The organism is Streptomyces sp. CB02400, assembly GCF_001905725.1.
Taxonomy (GTDB): Bacteria; Actinomycetota; Actinomycetes; order Streptomycetales; family Streptomycetaceae; genus Streptomyces; species Streptomyces atrovirens.
In genome coordinates, this window is record NZ_LIWB01000014.1 from 122059 (window position 1) to 137408 (window position 15350).

General features: G+C 75.8%; 15 protein-coding genes. 5 read left to right on the top strand and 10 right to left on the bottom strand.

Annotated elements, in window-relative coordinates; genetic code table 11:
* Positions 1-13: 13 nt before the first annotated feature.
* The 3 genes from AMK33_RS28730 to AMK33_RS28740 are packed head-to-tail and all read right to left on the bottom strand — an operon-like array spanning position 14 to position 3595.
* A complete protein-coding gene (locus AMK33_RS28730) occupies positions 14-1579 on the bottom strand; it encodes an FAD-dependent oxidoreductase (RefSeq protein ID WP_079195004.1) in 1566 nt (521 codons plus the stop codon).
* The gene (locus AMK33_RS28735; protein WP_073935885.1) at positions 1576-2307 is read right to left on the bottom strand and encodes a class I SAM-dependent methyltransferase; all 732 of its coding nucleotides are present in this window, start codon (positions 2305-2307) and stop codon (positions 1576-1578) included. The genes AMK33_RS28730 and AMK33_RS28735 overlap by 4 nt, the downstream gene beginning before the upstream one ends.
* A 46-nt stretch (positions 2308-2353) precedes the next feature.
* The gene (locus tag AMK33_RS28740) at positions 2354-3595 is read right to left on the bottom strand and encodes a lycopene cyclase family protein (protein ID WP_201263098.1); all 1242 of its coding nucleotides are present in this window, start codon (positions 3593-3595) and stop codon (positions 2354-2356) included.
* A 197-nt stretch (positions 3596-3792) separates the two neighbouring features.
* Here AMK33_RS28740 and AMK33_RS28745 point away from each other — a divergent pair, with 197 nt between their 5' ends.
* Genes AMK33_RS28745 through AMK33_RS28760 form a run of 4 tightly spaced genes read left to right on the top strand, consistent with a single transcriptional unit; the run spans position 3793 to position 8577 of the window.
* The gene (locus AMK33_RS28745) at positions 3793-5028 is read left to right on the top strand and encodes a polyprenyl synthetase family protein (protein WP_073935886.1); all 1236 of its coding nucleotides are present in this window, start codon (positions 3793-3795) and stop codon (positions 5026-5028) included.
* Entirely contained in the window at positions 5025-6554 is a 1530-nt protein-coding gene (gene crtI / locus AMK33_RS28750; RefSeq protein WP_073935887.1) for a phytoene desaturase family protein, read from the top strand. Before AMK33_RS28745 ends, crtI begins: the two co-directional genes overlap by 4 nt.
* Positions 6551-7552 (top strand): phytoene/squalene synthase family protein, encoded by a 1002-nt coding sequence (locus AMK33_RS28755; protein WP_073935888.1) that lies wholly within the window; start codon positions 6551-6553, stop codon positions 7550-7552. The genes crtI and AMK33_RS28755 overlap by 4 nt, the downstream gene beginning before the upstream one ends.
* Positions 7549-8577, top strand: coding sequence for a DUF5914 domain-containing protein (locus AMK33_RS28760; protein ID WP_073935889.1), 1029 nt, complete (start codon positions 7549-7551; stop codon positions 8575-8577). The genes AMK33_RS28755 and AMK33_RS28760 overlap by 4 nt, the downstream gene beginning before the upstream one ends.
* A 52-nt stretch (positions 8578-8629) precedes the next feature.
* On the opposite strand, the gene AMK33_RS28765 is transcribed toward AMK33_RS28760, so the two are convergent.
* The 7 genes from AMK33_RS28765 to AMK33_RS28795 all read right to left on the bottom strand — a co-directional run bounded on the left by AMK33_RS28765 (position 8630) and on the right by AMK33_RS28795 (position 14474).
* Positions 8630-9511, bottom strand: coding sequence for an SDR family oxidoreductase (locus AMK33_RS28765; RefSeq protein WP_073935890.1), 882 nt, complete (start codon positions 9509-9511; stop codon positions 8630-8632).
* The gene (locus AMK33_RS28770) at positions 9508-9981 is read right to left on the bottom strand and encodes a hypothetical protein (protein ID WP_073935891.1); all 474 of its coding nucleotides are present in this window, start codon (positions 9979-9981) and stop codon (positions 9508-9510) included. The genes AMK33_RS28765 and AMK33_RS28770 overlap by 4 nt, the downstream gene beginning before the upstream one ends.
* A 45-nt stretch (positions 9982-10026) precedes the next feature.
* Positions 10027-11673, bottom strand: coding sequence for a phytoene desaturase family protein (locus tag AMK33_RS28775; RefSeq protein ID WP_073935892.1), 1647 nt, complete (start codon positions 11671-11673; stop codon positions 10027-10029).
* A complete protein-coding gene (locus tag AMK33_RS28780) occupies positions 11666-12172 on the bottom strand; it encodes an SRPBCC family protein (protein WP_073935893.1) in 507 nt (168 codons plus the stop codon). Before AMK33_RS28780 ends, AMK33_RS28775 begins: the two co-directional genes overlap by 8 nt.
* A 309-nt stretch (positions 12173-12481) precedes the next feature.
* The gene (locus AMK33_RS28785; RefSeq protein ID WP_073935894.1) at positions 12482-13357 is read right to left on the bottom strand and encodes an oxygenase MpaB family protein; all 876 of its coding nucleotides are present in this window, start codon (positions 13355-13357) and stop codon (positions 12482-12484) included.
* 59 nt (positions 13358-13416) lie between these two features.
* The gene (locus AMK33_RS28790) at positions 13417-13683 is read right to left on the bottom strand and encodes a hypothetical protein (protein ID WP_073935895.1); all 267 of its coding nucleotides are present in this window, start codon (positions 13681-13683) and stop codon (positions 13417-13419) included.
* Between the two features lie 35 nt (positions 13684-13718).
* Entirely contained in the window at positions 13719-14474 is a 756-nt protein-coding gene (locus AMK33_RS28795; RefSeq protein WP_073935896.1) for a restriction endonuclease, read from the bottom strand.
* A gap of 169 nt (positions 14475-14643) precedes the next feature.
* On the opposite strand from AMK33_RS28795, the gene AMK33_RS28800 reads away from it, so the two are divergent.
* Positions 14644-15336, top strand: coding sequence for a GAF and ANTAR domain-containing protein (locus AMK33_RS28800; protein ID WP_073935897.1), 693 nt, complete (start codon positions 14644-14646; stop codon positions 15334-15336).
* The last annotated feature ends 14 nt before the right edge of the window (positions 15337-15350 follow it).

The following is a 15350-nucleotide window of genomic DNA, read 5'->3' on the forward strand; positions in this document are numbered from 1 at the left end:
GGCGGCCGCCCGGTCAGGCCGGAAGCCGTCCGGCCCACCCGGCCAGTCCCCGCAGGACGGCGCTCCGTCCCCGGCCGGGCACGGTCCACAGGGTCTGTCCGCGCACCCCCCAGCGTTCCAGCAGGGCGTTGGCGGCGAGGAACCCGGTCGTCGCCGCGCGTTCCATCAGCGCGACGGGCAGGTCGGTGCGGACCAGGTCGCCGGCCATCGTCACGCCGGGCTCCGGGGTGCGTACCGTCGGCCGGTCGGCGTGGCCGCCCACGGGGAACAGGGGGCAGTCGGCCCGCCACTCGTGCCGGGCGTCGACGATCGTGGCCGCCCGTGTCTCCGGGTAGACGTGGTGCAGCTGTTCGATCAGCCGCTTCCGCTCGACGTCCCGGGACGCGTCCGGGGGCAGGGCGTAGGCGTGGAGCTCGACGACGGAGCCCCCGGTGCGGGAGGCCCAGCGGGCCGCTTCGTCCTCGTAGCGGTCCAGCACGCTGATGTTGTCGAGGCCCGCGTATCCGCTCGTGCCCAGGAACGCGGGCCGGTCGGGTGCGACGGGCCGGTCCAGCCACAGGCGGGTGACCAGGAACGGCGGGGCGTTGCGCAGGCGGGCGATCCGTTCCCGCCACGGGCCGTCGCCCAGCCGGCCGGAGCGGGCGACCAGAGTGCGCAGCCCCGCGGCGTCGAGGGCGAGGACGACGGTGTCGTGACGGCTCTCCTCCCCGGTGGCGGCCACCTCGTAGCCGCCGTCCCCGGTGGGGGCGATGTGCTCGACGGCCGTGGCGGTGCGGATCCGGGCGCCGTGCCGGCGCAGATAGCCGGCCAGGGGTTCCCACAGGGCGGCGGGGAAGGGCGCGTCGGGCACGTCGAACAGCAGCCCTTCGGCGGAGCCGAGGAAGTAGATGTGGAACATCAGGACCATCTCGGCGGCCGACAGGTGCCGTGGGTCGGCGAAGAAGCTGCGGGAGAACACCTCGAAGGCCAGGTGGCGGGCGCTGTGCGGGAAGCGTACGGCGTCGAGGAAGTCGTGGGCGCTGATGCCGTCCAGGCGTTCGTACACCTCGGGCACACGCACGTCGAGCAGCGGGAGGGCCGCGAGCGGCCTCATGCGGCGCAGGTCGCGCACGCGGAAGGACGGGCTGAGGGCGACGAAGCCGAGCGCGCTCCACGGCGGGGTGCGCGGGACGTGGCGGAAGCCGTCCCGCAGTCCGTCGCCGTGCCGCAGCGGGTAGTCCGGCAGGCCGGTGAGCCGTTCCAGACCGGGGTCGGTACGGCGCAGCAGACCGCGCAGGTTGTAGTACTGGCGGAAGAAGGCGTGGAAGCCCCGGCTCATGGTCGCCCAGGTGCCGTCCGCCAGGCCGGTCGGCCAGCCGCCGACGCGTCCGCCCAGGAAGGGTTCGCGTTCGTAGAGCGTCACGGCCACGCCGCGCTCGGCCAGCGCGGTCGCCGCGGCCAGGCCGGCGATGCCGCCGCCGACGACCGCGGTCGTCGGGCGGGCGCCCTCGATCCGGCGCGCCCCGGGCGGGGCCGCGAGCACCCGGGCGCGGCGGTCCCGGCCGTGCCGGGTGGCGTCCGGGTGGCGGGAGGGGGTCATCCCTCGTCCTCGCTCTCCGTGCGGAGCCGTCGGCCGACGAAGGTGTGGGTGATGCCCGTCTGCCATCCCGGCAGGGGCAGGGCGCGCACCGCTTCGAAGCCGGCCGCGCGCAGCCGGCCGGCGAAACGGCCGGCGGTGTCGAACTCCACGACGCTGCGCCGCAGGTGGCGGTAGAGCTCGGCGTCCCCGAGCACGGTGGCCGCCGGCTGGACGATGCCTCGGCACACCAGGGTCCATACCACGCGGTCCGCGCGGCGTCCGCCGAGCGTGTACTCGTGCACGCCCAGTCTCCCGCCGGGGGCCAGCAGTCCGCGCACGGTGGTGAGCACGGCGTCCGGGTCGGCGACGTTGCGCAGGAGGTAGGCCGCGAACACCGCGTCGAAGGGGCCCTCCACCCCGGCCTCCGCCAGCCCTTCCGCCGGTGCCTGTACGAAGGTCACCCTGTCCGGCCAGTTCTTGGCGGCGGCCCGTTCGAGCATGCCGGCGGAGGCGTCCACGGCCACGATCCGCGCGCCCGGCAGCACCGTGGAGAGCGCGGCGGTCGACGCGCCGGTGCCGCAGCCGAGGTCCAGGACGCGCAGTCCCTCGCCCTGTCTCGGCAGTCCCAGGCGGCGTGCCGAGCGACGGAGGTGGGAGTGGTAGCCGGGGTTGGCGGCCACCAGGGCGTCGTAGCCACGGGCGGCGTGGTCGAAAGCGGCGGCGAGGTTCTCGTCGCGCAGCAGGGTCATGCGGTCTCCCGGTGCAGAAGGGGCGGGGCGGGGCGGGCGGCCCGGGTCAGGGGCCGTCGAAGGGGCGACGGGGCAGGGCGGGCAGTTCCAGCGCCGAGCGGAGCATGGGGCCGATGGGGGCGTGCAGGCCGACGGCGAGGTCCTCGTGGAGCCGGGTGCGGCCGTCCAGGAAGCGCAGCAGGCGCCGCATGGGCACGCGGGTGAAGAGGCGGGAGAAGAGCGCGGGTCCGTCGGCCCGGCCGCTGTCCAGGGCGCGCAGCAGGACGGCGTCCATGGCCCGGGAGCGGGCCGAATGGGCAGGGGGCGGCACAGGGGTGCGGCCCTGGCGGAGGGCGGCGGCGACGGCCCTCGTCTGCCGTTGGATGCCGGCGAAGGTGTAGCCGGTCGAGGGGCGGGTGGCGCCGCCCGCGGCACCGATACGGAAGACGGAGGCACCGACCCGACGGGGGATCGCGGCGTCGGTCATCGGGATGACGCCCGTCTCGGTGGACAGAACCCGCAGTTCCCCCAGCCGGAGTACGTCCTCGGTGTACTGCCGTACCGCCGACTCGTAGCCGTCGGCGGTGAGGGGCCGCCGGGAGAACTCGGTGTACTCCACCAGCGCCTCGCGGCGGCCGACGGGCAGGACGTAGCCGAAGGACAGTCCATCGGCGGGCTGGGGGGTGCGGAAGTCCATCAGGTCGGCGGTCCGCGGGTCGAAGACCGGGCGGGCGGTGCGGACGAACCAGCCGTGGAAGTGCTGCAGCAGGGTGGTGCGGGCGGCCGGCAGGCTGCCCGGGGGACGTGAGTCGAACACCCAGCGGACCCGCAGGGAGCGGGCGCGGCCGCCGGTGTCCCGCAGCCGGACCAGGGCTCCCCCGGACACGTCCTCCACGGTCTCGACGGTCGCCTCCAGCCGGCGGACGGCCGGGCTGCAGGCCAGGTCGTGGCCGACCAGGTGCTCGAAGTCGTCGGACCGGATCATCTTGTAGCGCAGCGGCGCGATGTCCCCCTCGGCCGCCCGGCCGGAAGGGGGACGCACCCGCAGGTGCCGCCAGGTCGCCGTGACGGCGGCGTCGAAGCGGCCCGCGCCCGCTTCCCAGAAGCACCAGGTGCGGCGCGGGGGACGCATCGGGCCGGGCGGGGCGTCCACCAGGACGACCGACGGCGCCCGGGTTCCCGGCACGGTCCGCGACAGGCGGTGGGCCAGGGACAGTCCGGCGGCTCCCGCCCCGACGATCGCCACGTCGGCGTCCAGCACGACGGCACGCTCCTCCCGCTCCTCGGCACACACGCACCTCGCCAGCATTCCTGCCTGTGTGCCCGATCCGATCCGGGTCACTCGGACGTGTGACGGATCGCTGCCGGTGAGACGAGGGGGCACAGGGGGAAGGCATGCGGCGGCACGCACCGGACCGTTCCCGCCCGTGCCGCGTCCGCGTGCGGTGCGCGAGCGGAAAAGCGCGGGCTAGGGAACGCCCGGCGTTCAGGACGAGAGGAACCGGGATGGGCCGCACACAGGCGGAGGACCACGGCACGGCGGGGCCACGGCTCGTCGGGCACCCGGCGACGGGCACCGAGGACGCGTCCGCCGTGGACCGGGACGTGTCCGGCGCGGTCGGCCGCGTGCTCGACCAGGTGCTGGCCGACCGGGTGGCCCGCGCACGCGACGTGGACCCGCTGTTCGGCGGCGACGTGGCCGGACGGGTCGCGCACTTCACCCGTACGGGCGGCAAGCGCACCCGTTCGCGTTTCCTGTGGTGGGCGCTGCGCGCCTGTGGGGGCGAGGGCGCCGCCACGGTCGAGGCGGCCCTGCGGACCGGTGCGGCGCTCGAACTCCTGCAGACCTGCGCGCTGGTCCACGACGACGTGATGGACGGCTCCGCGCTGCGCCGTGCGCGGCCCACACTCCATGTCGACGTCGCCGCCCAGTACGCGGACGCGGCACCGGCGGGGCGGGCCGGGCGCCTCGGCGACGGGACCGCGATCCTCGCCGGCGATCTGGCGCTCGTATGGGCCGACGACCTCATGGCCGAGACGCCGCTCGAAGGGGACCGCGGGCGGGCGGTGCGCCGGCTCTGGAGCGACATGCGCACGGAGATGGTGGCCGGCCAGTACCTGGACTTGCACGGCCAGGCGACGGGCTCGCGGTCACTGCCGCGCGCGCTGCGCACCGCCCGTATCAAGAGCGCCCTGTACTCGGTCGAACGGCCGATCGCCCTCGGTGCCGCGCTCGCGGGCGCGGACGCCGGCACCGCGGCGGCCCTGTGCGCGGCCGGGCGCTGTGTGGGCACGGCGTTCCAGCTCCGCGACGATCTCGACGACGTCTTCGGTGATCCGCGGCGCACCGGCAAGCCGACGGGCGGGGACATCGGCGAGGGGAAGCCGACCTGCCTGGTGGCGGTCGCCCACGCGCGGGCCGAGGCGGCCGGCGACCGCCGGGCCCTGGACGTGCTGGACCGCTCGCTCGGCCACGGCGCGCTCACCGAGGAGGGGCTGGAGGAGGTGCGGGAAGTGCTGACGGGCACCGGGGCGCGGAGCACGGTCGAGGCGATGATCGGCCGGCTGGTGGCCCGGGGGCTGCGGCACGTCGACGGTGCCCTCCTCGATCCGCACGGCGGGGAGCGGCTGCGGCTGCTGCTGGCCTCCGCGGCGGGTGAGGGGCCGCCGCGGGACGCGCACCCCCGCGGCACCCGGCCGGGGCCCGCGCGGGCGGCCGGCAGCGGGGAGGCCGGCCGGTGATCCGCACCGTGACGGGACGTACGGACCATGTCGTCGTGGTGGGCGCCGGGCTGGCCGGGCTGTCGGCGGCGCTGCACCTGCTGGGCGCGGGCCGGCGGGTCACCGTCGTCGAGCGGGACGCGCTGCCCGGCGGGCGGGCCGGGCGGATGGTGCTCGACGGGTACCGGATCGACACCGGTCCCACCGTGCTGACCATGCCCGATCTGGCCGACGAGCCGTTCGCCGCCGTCGGCGACAGTCTGCGCAAACGCGTGGAGCTGGTCCCGCTGCACCCGGCGTACCGGGCCCGCTTCGCCGACGGCAGCAGCCTCGACGTGCACACCGGGGCCGGGGAGATGGCGGCGGAGGTCGAGCGGTTCGCCGGTGCCCGTGAGGCCGCGGGCTATCTGCGGCTGCGCGACTGGCTGGAGCGGCTGCACCGCGTCCAGACGCACCGCTTCATCGACGCCAACTTCGACTCGCCGCTCGGCCTGCTGGGCGCCGACCTCGTACGGCTGGCGGCGCTCGGCGGGTTCGGGCGGCTGGACGCGCGGATCGGGCGGTTCCTGCGGGACGAGCGGCTGCGCCGGGTCTTCTCCTTCCAGGCCCTGTACGCGGGCGTCCCGCCGGCCCGGGCGCTGGCCGCGTACGCGGTCATCGCCTACATGGACACCGTCGCCGGCGTGTACTTCCCGCGCGGCGGGATGCACGCGCTGCCGCGCGCCATGGCGGACGCCGCCGCCGACGCGGGCGCCGACCTGCGGTTCGGCCACCGGGTGACCCGGCTGGAACGCTCCGGCGGACGGATCACGGCCGTCGTCACCGACCAGGGCCGCATCCCCTGCGACGCGGTCGTCCTCACCCCCGACCTGCCCGTCGCCTACGGGCTCCTCGGCCGCGCGCCACGGCGCCCCGTACGGCTGCGGCACTCCCCCTCCGCGGTCGTGCTGCACCTCGGCACCGACCGGACCTGGCCGCAACTGGCACACCACACCCTCTCCTTCGGCGCCGCCTGGCGCACCACCTTCGACGAGCTCACCCGCACCGGCCGGCTGATGAGCGACCCGTCGCTGCTCATCACCCGGCCCACCGCGACCGACCCGTCCCTCGCCCCGCCGGGACGCCATCTGCACTACGTCCTCGCCCCGTGCCCCAACACCGACATCGGGCCGGGCGCCGCCGCCTGGACGGACCTGGCGCCGGGCTACCGGGACGCGCTGCTGCGGGAACTGGAGCGGCGCGGGCTGGCCGGGCTCGGGGCCGCCGTCGAGGCGGAGTGCGTGGTGACGCCCGCCGACTGGCACGCGCAGGGGCACGCGGCCGGTACGCCGTTCGCCACGGCCCACACCTTCGCCCAGACGGGCCCGTTCCGGCCCCGCAACCTGGTCCGCGGCACCGAGAACGCCGTGCTGGCCGGCTGCGGCACCACCCCCGGTGTCGGCGTGCCGACCGTGCTGCTGTCCGGGAAGCTGGCCGCGGCACGGATCACCGGCGGCCCACGCCGGCCGCGTCCGCCCCTCACCCCCACGCAGGAGGCCCCCGTATGACCGACCGTGAACTCGACGCGGCCGGCGTCACCGATCCGGCGCTGCGCGAGGCCTACCGCCGCTGCCGCGCGCTCAACGCCCGGCACGGCAGGACGTACTTCCTCGCCACCCGGCTGCTGCCCGTCGAACGGCGCCCCGCCGTGCACGCCCTGTACGGCTTCGCCCGCTGGGCCGACGACATCGTCGACGCGCTCGGCACGGGGGCGGGGCCCGAGCGCCGGGACGCCGAACTCTCCGCGCTCCAGCGGGAACTGGACAAGGGGCTGCGGGACGGGAACAGCACCGAACCGGTGGTGCGGGCGGTCGCCGACACGGCGCGCCGGTACGGCATCGACCACGGGCACTTCGCCGACTTCATGACCGCCATGCGCTCCGACCTGGTGGTCACCGACTACGCCGACTACGCGGCCCTGCGCCGGTACACGCACGGTTCGGCGGCGGTCATCGGGCTGCAGATGCTGCCCGTTCTCGGCACGGTCGCCCCGCGCGGGGCGGCCGCGCCGCACGCCGCGGCCCTCGGGGTCGCCTTCCAGCTGACCAACTTCCTGCGGGACGTGGGCGAGGACCTCGACCGGGGGCGGGTGTACCTGCCCGCGGACCTGCTCGCCGCGCACGGCGCCCACCGGGCGCTGCTGCGGTGGTGCCGGGACACCGGCCGCCGCGACCGGCGTGTCACTGCCGCGCTGAAGGAGTTCGAGGCGCTGACGCGGAGCGTGTACCGGGAGGCGGCTCCGGGGCTCGCGATGCTGGAACCGGTGTCCCGGCCGTGCGTCCGCGCGGCGTTCGTGCTGTACGGCGGGATCCTGGAGGCGGTGGCGCGGGACGGCTGGTCGGTGCTGCACCGGCGGGCGGTGGTGCCGCGCCGGCGCCGTGCCGTGGTGGCCGCGGACGGGCTCGCCCGGGTGGCCGCCGCCCGGCTGCGGGCCCGCGGCGGCGCCCGGCGCCCGGACGCCCGTCCGCTCACCCCGTGCCCGCCGGCTCCCGGGGAGGTCGCATGAGCACCGGATCCGGGAGCGGGCGCCGCCGCCTGCCGCTGTCCCTGCGCCGGCGCCCGGTGCCGTGGGAGCATCAGCGTCCCACCTGGCGCGAGGCCCGGCCCGCCGTCATCGCCGGGGCGCTGAAGCGGGCGCAGGCGCGTCCGTCCGGCAACTGGTACGTCGTCGGCGCCTCCCGTGACGCGGGCGGTGACCGTCCGCTGGCGCGGACCGTGGCGGGGCAGGATGTGGTGCTGTGGCGGGACGCGGCCGGCCGTCCGGTCGCCGGGCCCGGGATCTGCCCGCATCTGGGCGCTCCGCTGCGGGACAGTCCGGTGCGCTGCGGCACGCTGGTGTGCCACTGGCACGGACTCGCCCTGGACGGCGGGTCCTTCGCGGGCTGGGAACCGTTCCCGGCGTACGACGACGGTGTCCTGCTGTGGGTCCGGCTGGACGCGGTGGGCGGCGAGGCGCCGCTGGAGGCGCCGGTGGTGCCGCGGCGGCCGGACCCGGCGCGCGCCCTGACGGCGGTGTACACCGGCGTGGGGGTCTGTGAGCCCGAGGACGTGGTGGCCAACCGTCTGGACCCCTGGCACGGGGCCTGGTTCCACCCCTACTCGTTCGTCGACCTCACCGTGGCCGGCGCGCCGGACGGCCCGGACGGGGGCGCGGAGGGCTTCGCCGAGGACGGTTTCACCGTGGACGTGTCCTTCAAGGTGGCGGGGCGGCTGGTGGTCCCGGTGCGGGCGGTGTTCACCGCTCCCGAACCGCGCACGGTCGTCATGCGCATCACCGAGGGCGAGGGGGCGGGGTCCGTGGTCGAGTCGCACGCCACTCCCCTGGGGCCCGACGACCGGGGGCGGCCCCGTACGGCGGTCGTCGAGGCGGTGGTGGCGGCGTCCGGCCGTCCGGGGTTCGCCCTGGCGCGCGGTGCGGCGCCGCTGCTGCGCCCGCTCGTACGGGCCGCCGCCGGGCGGCTGTGGCGCGACGACCTGGCCTACGCGGAGCGGCGCTGGTCGTTGCGTTCCACAGGACGTTTTCCGGGCTGAGTTCACGGGGCGTTTCCCGGGCTGACCGGCCGGCTCGGCAGGTCAGCCCGGGTCACGGGCGCGTTCGGTCCGCGGTCCGGTCGGCCTCGCCGCCGGCGCCGAGGAGCCCGGTGTGCCGCATGGGGTCCTCGGCCTCCAGCCGGGCCAGTTCACGACGGGCCACCCGCAGCACCACGGGGGGCAGCGCGGCACGCGCCGCCTGTGCCAGGCGCAGCCAACGGGGCACGTAGACGGCCGTGCTGCGGTGTTCCACCGCCGCTCCGAGCCGGGCGGCGACCTGGTCCGCCGGGTACAGGCGCCGGGCCGGCGGCGGCATGTGGCCGCGCAGCTCCCGCAGCACGGGATGGCGGTCCGCGTCACGGATCATGTCGGTGTCGGTCCAGTTCACGTAGCCGATGCCGACGGCGACACCGTGGTGCGCCACCTCGGCGCGCAGGGAGTGGGCGAAGGCCTCCACACCCGCCTTGGAGGCGCAGTAGGCGCTCATCATCGGGGCGGCGCCGATCGAGGCCAGCGAGGCGACCTGGAGGTGGTAGCCCTTCGTCGCCAGCAGGTCCGGCAGGAAGGCGCGGGCGGTGGCCGCGCTGCCGGTGAGGTTGACGTCGATCACGCGGCGCCACAGGGCCGGGTCCGAGGTGACGAACGGGCCGCCCTCCGCGACACCGGCGTTGGCCACGACGGCGGAGGGGGTGCCGAGGTGCGTCCTGACCCGTTCGGCGGCCCGCTCCAGCGCGGCCTCGTCGGTGATGTCGAGCTCGTCCACCCACGCCCGCGTGGGCAGGCTCTCCGCCACCGCTTCCAGTCCGGACCTCTCGTGACCGAGCAGCGCGATCCGGGCACCGCGCCGGGCCAGGTCACGGGCCAGGGCCGCGCCGATCCCGCGTGCGGCGCCCGTGACCACGACGGTACGGCCGCACAGCGGGCCGCCGCTCACCGGTCCTCCCCTTCCCCGGGCGGCGGGCCGGTGTCGGGGCGGGCGGTGTGGTCGGGGTGGCCGGCGGTCCGGCGGGCTTCCTTCATCTCGGCCTCGTAGAGGTGGTCCCGGCCCTCGGCCAGTTCCTCGACGGCGGCCTGTTCGATCTCCTTGAACGGGTGGTAGTACGTGGCGTCGTAGGCCTCGACGATCTGGAACGTCCAGTGCCCGGGGATCACGTTGCGGCCCAGCACCTGGGTGCGCACCGTCTCCGCCCAGTCCGGGTGCCCGGCCTCGCGCAGCAGTTCGACCGTCCGGTCGAGTTCGAGGTCGGCGGTGCCGGTGAGCTGGTGGAAGCTGTAGAGGTGGCCCCGGGCCCGCTCGGTCGTCTCCAGTGCCTTCGACAGCGAGCCGAGCGCCTCCACCGTCTCGTCGCTCACCCCTTCGGGACGCCGGTGGGCGGGGTCGGGGCCGTCGTCGTGTCGGGTCATCGTCCCGCCTCCGTCGGTCGTGGTCGATGGGGTCGTGCGCGCCGGTCATCCACCGTCGCTGCCGCCCGCGTCGGGTTGCCGGCGGCCGGTGCGGTCGCGGCGGGCCAGCAGCCGCTGCGCCCCGGCCAGTCCCGGCGCGAGGGGCCGGCGCAGCGCGGCGCGTGCGGCGTTGGCGCCCGGCGCGCCGTGCACGCCGCCGCCCGGGTGGGCGCCGGCGGACGCCAGGTACAGGCCCTTGACGGGCGTTTCGGGGCGCCCGGTGCCGGGGGTCGGGCGGAAGAAAAGCTGCTGGTGCATGGCCGCGGTGCCGCCGTTGATGGCGCCGCCGTGCAGGTTCCGGTCGAGGGACTGGAGGGTGGGCGGGGCGAGGACGCGCCGGGCCCTGATCGTGGACCGGAAACCGGGCGCGAAGCGTTCCACCTGGTGCTCCACGCGGTCGGCCATGAGCTCCTGTTCCTCGGCGTCCCAGACCCCGGTGAGAGAGTCCCCGCCCGCGTCGCCGGTGACGTCGTGGGGCACGTGGGTGTAGGCCCACGCGGACTCGGTGCCCCGCGGGGAGCGGGACGGGTCGGAGGTCGTCATCTGGCCGAACAGGCAGAAGGGGCGGTCGGGGACGCTGCCGGTGGCGAGCTGGGCGGCGAAGCGGGTGAGTTCGTCGATGCCGTCCGCGAGGTGGACGGTGCCGGCCCCCGCGGCCTGCTCGCAGCTCCAGGGCACCGGGCCGTCCAGCGCCCAGTCGACCTTGAAGGTGGCGAAGTCCCACTGGAAGCCCCGCAGGTCGTCCAGCACCTGGGCGGGAACGTCCTCGGGGCCGAGGAGTTCGCGGTACAGGGCGGGCACGGCCACGTCCGCGAGGACGGCGCGGCCGGCCGCGAACGTCTCGCCGTCGGCCGTGCGCACCCCCGTCGCCCGGCCGCCGCGTACGAGGATCCGCTCGACGCGCCTGCCGCAGCGCAGCACCCCGCCGCGCGACTCCAGCCGGCGTGCCAGGGCCTCGGTGAGGGCTCCGGCGCCGCCGGCCGGCACGGGGAAGCCGTAGGTCTGTCCGAGCATCGACATCAGCCAGCCGAAGCCGCCGCTGCCCGCGGCCTCCGGTGCCAGGTCGGCGTGGAGCGCGTTCCCGGCCAGCAGCAGCCCTCCGCCCTCGCCGCGGAACTCCTCCTCCCCCAGCCGGCGCACCGGCAGGACCAGGGTGCGCGCCATGCGCAGCCCGCCCGTGCCGCGCAGCCGGACGGCCAGCCGGGCCGCCGGGCGGACGGGCGGGAAGGGGGTGAACAGGGCGTCGAGGAGGGCGGGGCGAAGGGTGTCCCACACGTCGTGCAGGCGACGCCAGGCGGCTCCGTCGCCCGGTGCGAAGGCCTCCAGGGAGTCGGCGGTGGCGTCGATACGGCGGTCGAGCACCGCGCACCTGCCGTCGCTCAGCGGGTGGGCGAGGACCTGCGGGGCGTGGCACCAGCGCAGCCCGTGGTCCTCCAGGCGCAGCCCGGCGAGGACCGGGGAGGCGGCGGCGAGCGGGTAGAAGGAGCTGCAGAGGTCGTTGACGAAGCCGTGCTCCACGCCCTGGTCGTGGCGTACGGCTCCGCCGGGCTCCGGCTGTTCCTCCAGCACCTCGACGCTCCAGCCGGCGTCGGTGAGCAGGTTGGCCGCGACCAGTCCGTTGGGGCCGGCCCCGATCACCACGGCGTCAGGCACGGGCGCCTCCCTCGTCGGGGTCCGGTGACACCACCTGGCCGAGGGGACGGCGCCGCTCGGCCTCGGCCGCGTCGGTCTCACAGATCTTCGCCAGCCTGGCGAGCATGGCGCGGTGGCGGATCTGGATCAGGGCCTCCACGGCCACGTTGTGCACCGTGCCGCCCGCGCCCCGCAGGGGGTGTTCGTCCACGACGACCAGGCAGTGGTCGCCCCAGGGGCGCAGTTCGATGGCGATGCGGGCGGTGCCGAGGGGGCCGGCCTTGGCCTCGAGTTCCAGCGCCTCGCCGGGCACACAGCGCCGGACGACGGTCTCGTTGGTCAGGCACAGGGGGCCGAGGCGGACCTCGTAGCCGATCGCCGAGCCGAGCTGTGGCCAGTGTCCGCGCACCGGTTTCGAGGAGGAGGTGCCCACGACCCAATCCGCGTACCGGGTGCCGTCCTCCAGGACGGTCCAGACGGACTGCGGGCTTGTGCTGATCAGACGATGGCGGACCGCCACTTCGGCCTCCCGTGTCCGTGAGTGATGTCGGTCAGCACTGGGTGCCCCTTCTGGGCGGGGTCAACCGGTGACGTGGCTGGTGCTTGTGGGTGCCCCGTGTCGGTGTGGGCCGGGGGCGGGGTTGCGCTGCCCGGCGCCTCGTGGGTACCCCGCGTTGGTGTGGGCCGGGGGTGGTTCGCGCAGCCCGGCGCTCACGGGGTGCCGTCGCGCCCACCCGTGCCGCCCTGGGGGTACCTCCCAGGCCCTTGAGGCACTGGGGGAGGCACGACTGCCCGCGGGGACGGCGGGTGCGGCAGCCGCTGACCGGGGTCAGGGCGTCGTGTCGCGGGTGGGGGCCAGGGCCCAGCGGATGGTTGTGGTGAGGGCTGTGCCCAGGGGGTGTACGCAGATGCTCTCGGCCGGGGGGATGCGGGGGAGGCGGAGGGCGCGGGAGGCCCAGACGGGGAGCAGGGAGACCGCGTTGGCGGCGAGGGCGCCGTACGGCAGTCTGGCCAGCAGGGGGACGGGCGGGTGGAGCAGCAGGAAGCGGGCGGTGCTGCGGGCCTCGGGGGTGGCGCGCAGCTCGCCGCGGTAGGCGGCCAGCCGCTCGGCGAGTCCGGCGCGGTCGACCGGCGGGTCGGGCACGCCGAGCGCGGTGGCGATCCGCGCCATGTCGGCGACGTACGCGTCGCAGCCCTCCTCGTCCAGGGGGCGGGCGCCGTAGCGCTGGTGGGCGCGCAGGAACATGTCGACCTCGGCGATGTGCACCCAGCACAGCAGACGGGGGTCGGACGCCCGGTACTCCTCGCCGTCGGCGGTGGTGCCGCGCACCGTCTCGTGGACCGCCCGTACCCGGTCGACGGCCCGCTGGGCGCTGTCTGCGGTGCCGTACGTGGTGACGGCGAGGAAGGTGCTGGTCCGCTGGAGGCGCCCCCAGGGGTCGCCGCGGAACCCGGAGTGCCCGGCGACGGCGGCCATGGCCAGCGGGTGGAGCGACTGCAGCAGCAGGGCCGACAGTCCGCCGATGAACATCGACGCGTCCCCGTGCACCCTCCTGACCGGCCGGTCGGGGCCGAACCAGCGCGGGCCGGGCGTGCCGTGGATGCGTGCGCGGTTGTCCGGGCCGTCCGGTCCGGCGACCCGGGAGAAGATCGCGTGACCGATCCGGTCGCGCAGCACCGAGCCGCCTTCCGTCAGCAGTCCCATGGTCCGCTCCGCCTCCTCGCCCACGACGCCCCATGCACCCGGTGTACCCGGCCGGGCGGCTAGGGAACGTCGCCCCTCCAGTCGTACACCCGGGCGCCCGTGTCGCGGGGCGCGTACACCGCGCGGCCGCCCGCGCCGTAGCGGCCCATCTCGGTGGGCAGGCCGACGCCGTGCCTCAGTTCCGTCTCGCTGCGGCCGGTGACGTCCAGCAGCAGACCGTCCAGCGGGCCCCCGGCCAGTTCCACGTACGACCTCCCGTCGCGCGGGCCCGGATCGTCGTGGTCCGCCCCGTAGACCCTGCCGCGCATGAACTCCAGTTCGTCCATACCGGCAGGATGGCATCCGGCACTGACAACCGGGCCTACGCCTCGTGCGCGTCCGCCGCCCAGGGTTTCGGCGTCCGTCCCCCGCTCCAGGCGAGCAGGGCGTCGCGGTTCACGCACACGATGCCGCACTGCTCGGCGTACTCGACGGCCGGCGCGGTGAAGTCGCTGGTGGTGACGACGAGGGCGACGTCCGCCCCGTGGACGGTGAAGCAGGTGCCGCCGAAGCGCTGGAGGTCCTGCGAGCCCACCTTGTTGTCGTCGCCGTAGCGCTTGCACTGGACGACGAGGCGGCGGCCGTCGGGGGTCAGGGCCGTCACGTCGGCGCCCAGGTCCCCCGCTCCCCCGACGACCTCCACCCGCGCGCAGCCGTCCCGCACGCACAGGTCGGCTATCGCCGCCTCGAACTCGTCGGGGTCCAGGACGTCGTAGTCGTACGTCTCCCCGGGGCCCGGGACGCCGTCGTGCGCGCGGACCGGTGCCGGCGCCGGTGTGTCCAGGGCGTCGAGCGCCGTCGTCGTGGCCTGCTCCAGGGCCTCGCCCGCCCGGCGGGCGATCCTCGCCGCGGACAGCCGCCGCCGTCTGCGTCCGTGGGCCAGCAGGGTCGCGGCGACCACGCACAGCAGGACGACGACCCACACCGGGCGCCGCTGCACGACCGGGGCCAGCGCGCGCACCGCGAAGCCGACGGCGATCAGGGCCGTGGCGAGCAGACCGAAGAACACGGCCGTGGCACGCAGGTCGAAGCGCCGCCCGCGGTGTGTCGGACGCGTACGGCGCTGGGGCATGGTCACCGTGGTGGTTCCTCTCTCTGGCGGCCGGCACGAAGTGCGCCCGGGGTCACGCGGACCCGCGAAGATCACGTACGCCGTCTGCCCGGGATCGGGCCGTTCACCGGCGTGCCGTACGCCGGCTCGGGGTAGAGGCGGTGTGTGCTGACTGCGGCGACCAGGGAGGCGGACGGTGGACTGGCGGTTCTTCGCCCAGCAGATGGCTTCCATGGCCCGTGATCTCCTGGCCGAGCACACCCTCGACTCGACCCTGGAGCAGATCTCGCGCAAAGCGGTGGAGCTCGTCGACGGCTGCGACGCCTCCGGGATCCTCCTCCTGCGGGGGGACCGGGTGAGTTCGCTGGCACCGACCTCGCAGCTCGTGATCGACAGCGACCGCCTCCAGGAGCGTCTGCGCGAAGGGCCCTGCTTCGACGCGGCCCGGCCCGACCGGGCCGAACGCGTCTTCCGCATCACCGACTTCACCGCGGACCCCGAACGCTGGACGTCCTTCGTGCCGCACTGCCGGGAGCTCGGGGTGGGCAGCATGATGGGTTTCCTGCTGTACACGCGGGAGGAGGAGCTGGGGGCCCTCAACATGTACTCCCTCAAGCCGGGGATGTTCACCGAGGACAGCGAGACGGCCGGCTGGCTGCTGGCCTCCCACGCGGCGGTCGCCTTCTCCACCGCCCGGACCGACGCCCAGCTCCAGGACGCCATCGCCACGCGGCATCTGATCGGCGAGGCGATGGGCATCCTGATAGGCCGCCACCATGTGACGGAGGACCAGGCCTTCGACATCCTGCGCACCCAGTCCCAGCGCACCAACACCAAACTGCGCGAGGTGGCGCGCCGGGTCTGCGAGACGGGCACCCTGGAGCAGTGACCGCCCGGCGGCAG

What these genes read in the sequence shown, in the direction of transcription:
- AMK33_RS28745 (WP_073935886.1), top strand. Translation starts at nt 3,793, where the DNA reads ATGGGCCGCACACAGGCGGAGGACCACGGCACGGCGGGGCCACGGCTC.
- AMK33_RS28790 (WP_073935895.1), bottom strand. Translation starts at nt 13,683, where the DNA reads ATGGACGAACTGGAGTTCATGCGCGGCAGGGTCTACGGGGCGGACCAC.
- AMK33_RS28785 (WP_073935894.1), bottom strand. Translation starts at nt 13,357, where the DNA reads ATGGGACTGCTGACGGAAGGCGGCTCGGTGCTGCGCGACCGGATCGGT.
- AMK33_RS28755 (WP_073935888.1), top strand. Translation starts at nt 6,551, where the DNA reads ATGACCGACCGTGAACTCGACGCGGCCGGCGTCACCGATCCGGCGCTG.
- AMK33_RS28760 (WP_073935889.1), top strand. Translation starts at nt 7,549, where the DNA reads ATGAGCACCGGATCCGGGAGCGGGCGCCGCCGCCTGCCGCTGTCCCTG.
- AMK33_RS28770 (WP_073935891.1), bottom strand. Translation starts at nt 9,981, where the DNA reads ATGACCCGACACGACGACGGCCCCGACCCCGCCCACCGGCGTCCCGAA.
- AMK33_RS28735 (WP_073935885.1), bottom strand. Translation starts at nt 2,307, where the DNA reads ATGACCCTGCTGCGCGACGAGAACCTCGCCGCCGCTTTCGACCACGCC.
- AMK33_RS28730 (WP_079195004.1), bottom strand. Translation starts at nt 1,579, where the DNA reads ATGACCCCCTCCCGCCACCCGGACGCCACCCGGCACGGCCGGGACCGC.
- AMK33_RS28740 (WP_201263098.1), bottom strand. Translation starts at nt 3,595, where the DNA reads ATGCTGGCGAGGTGCGTGTGTGCCGAGGAGCGGGAGGAGCGTGCCGTC.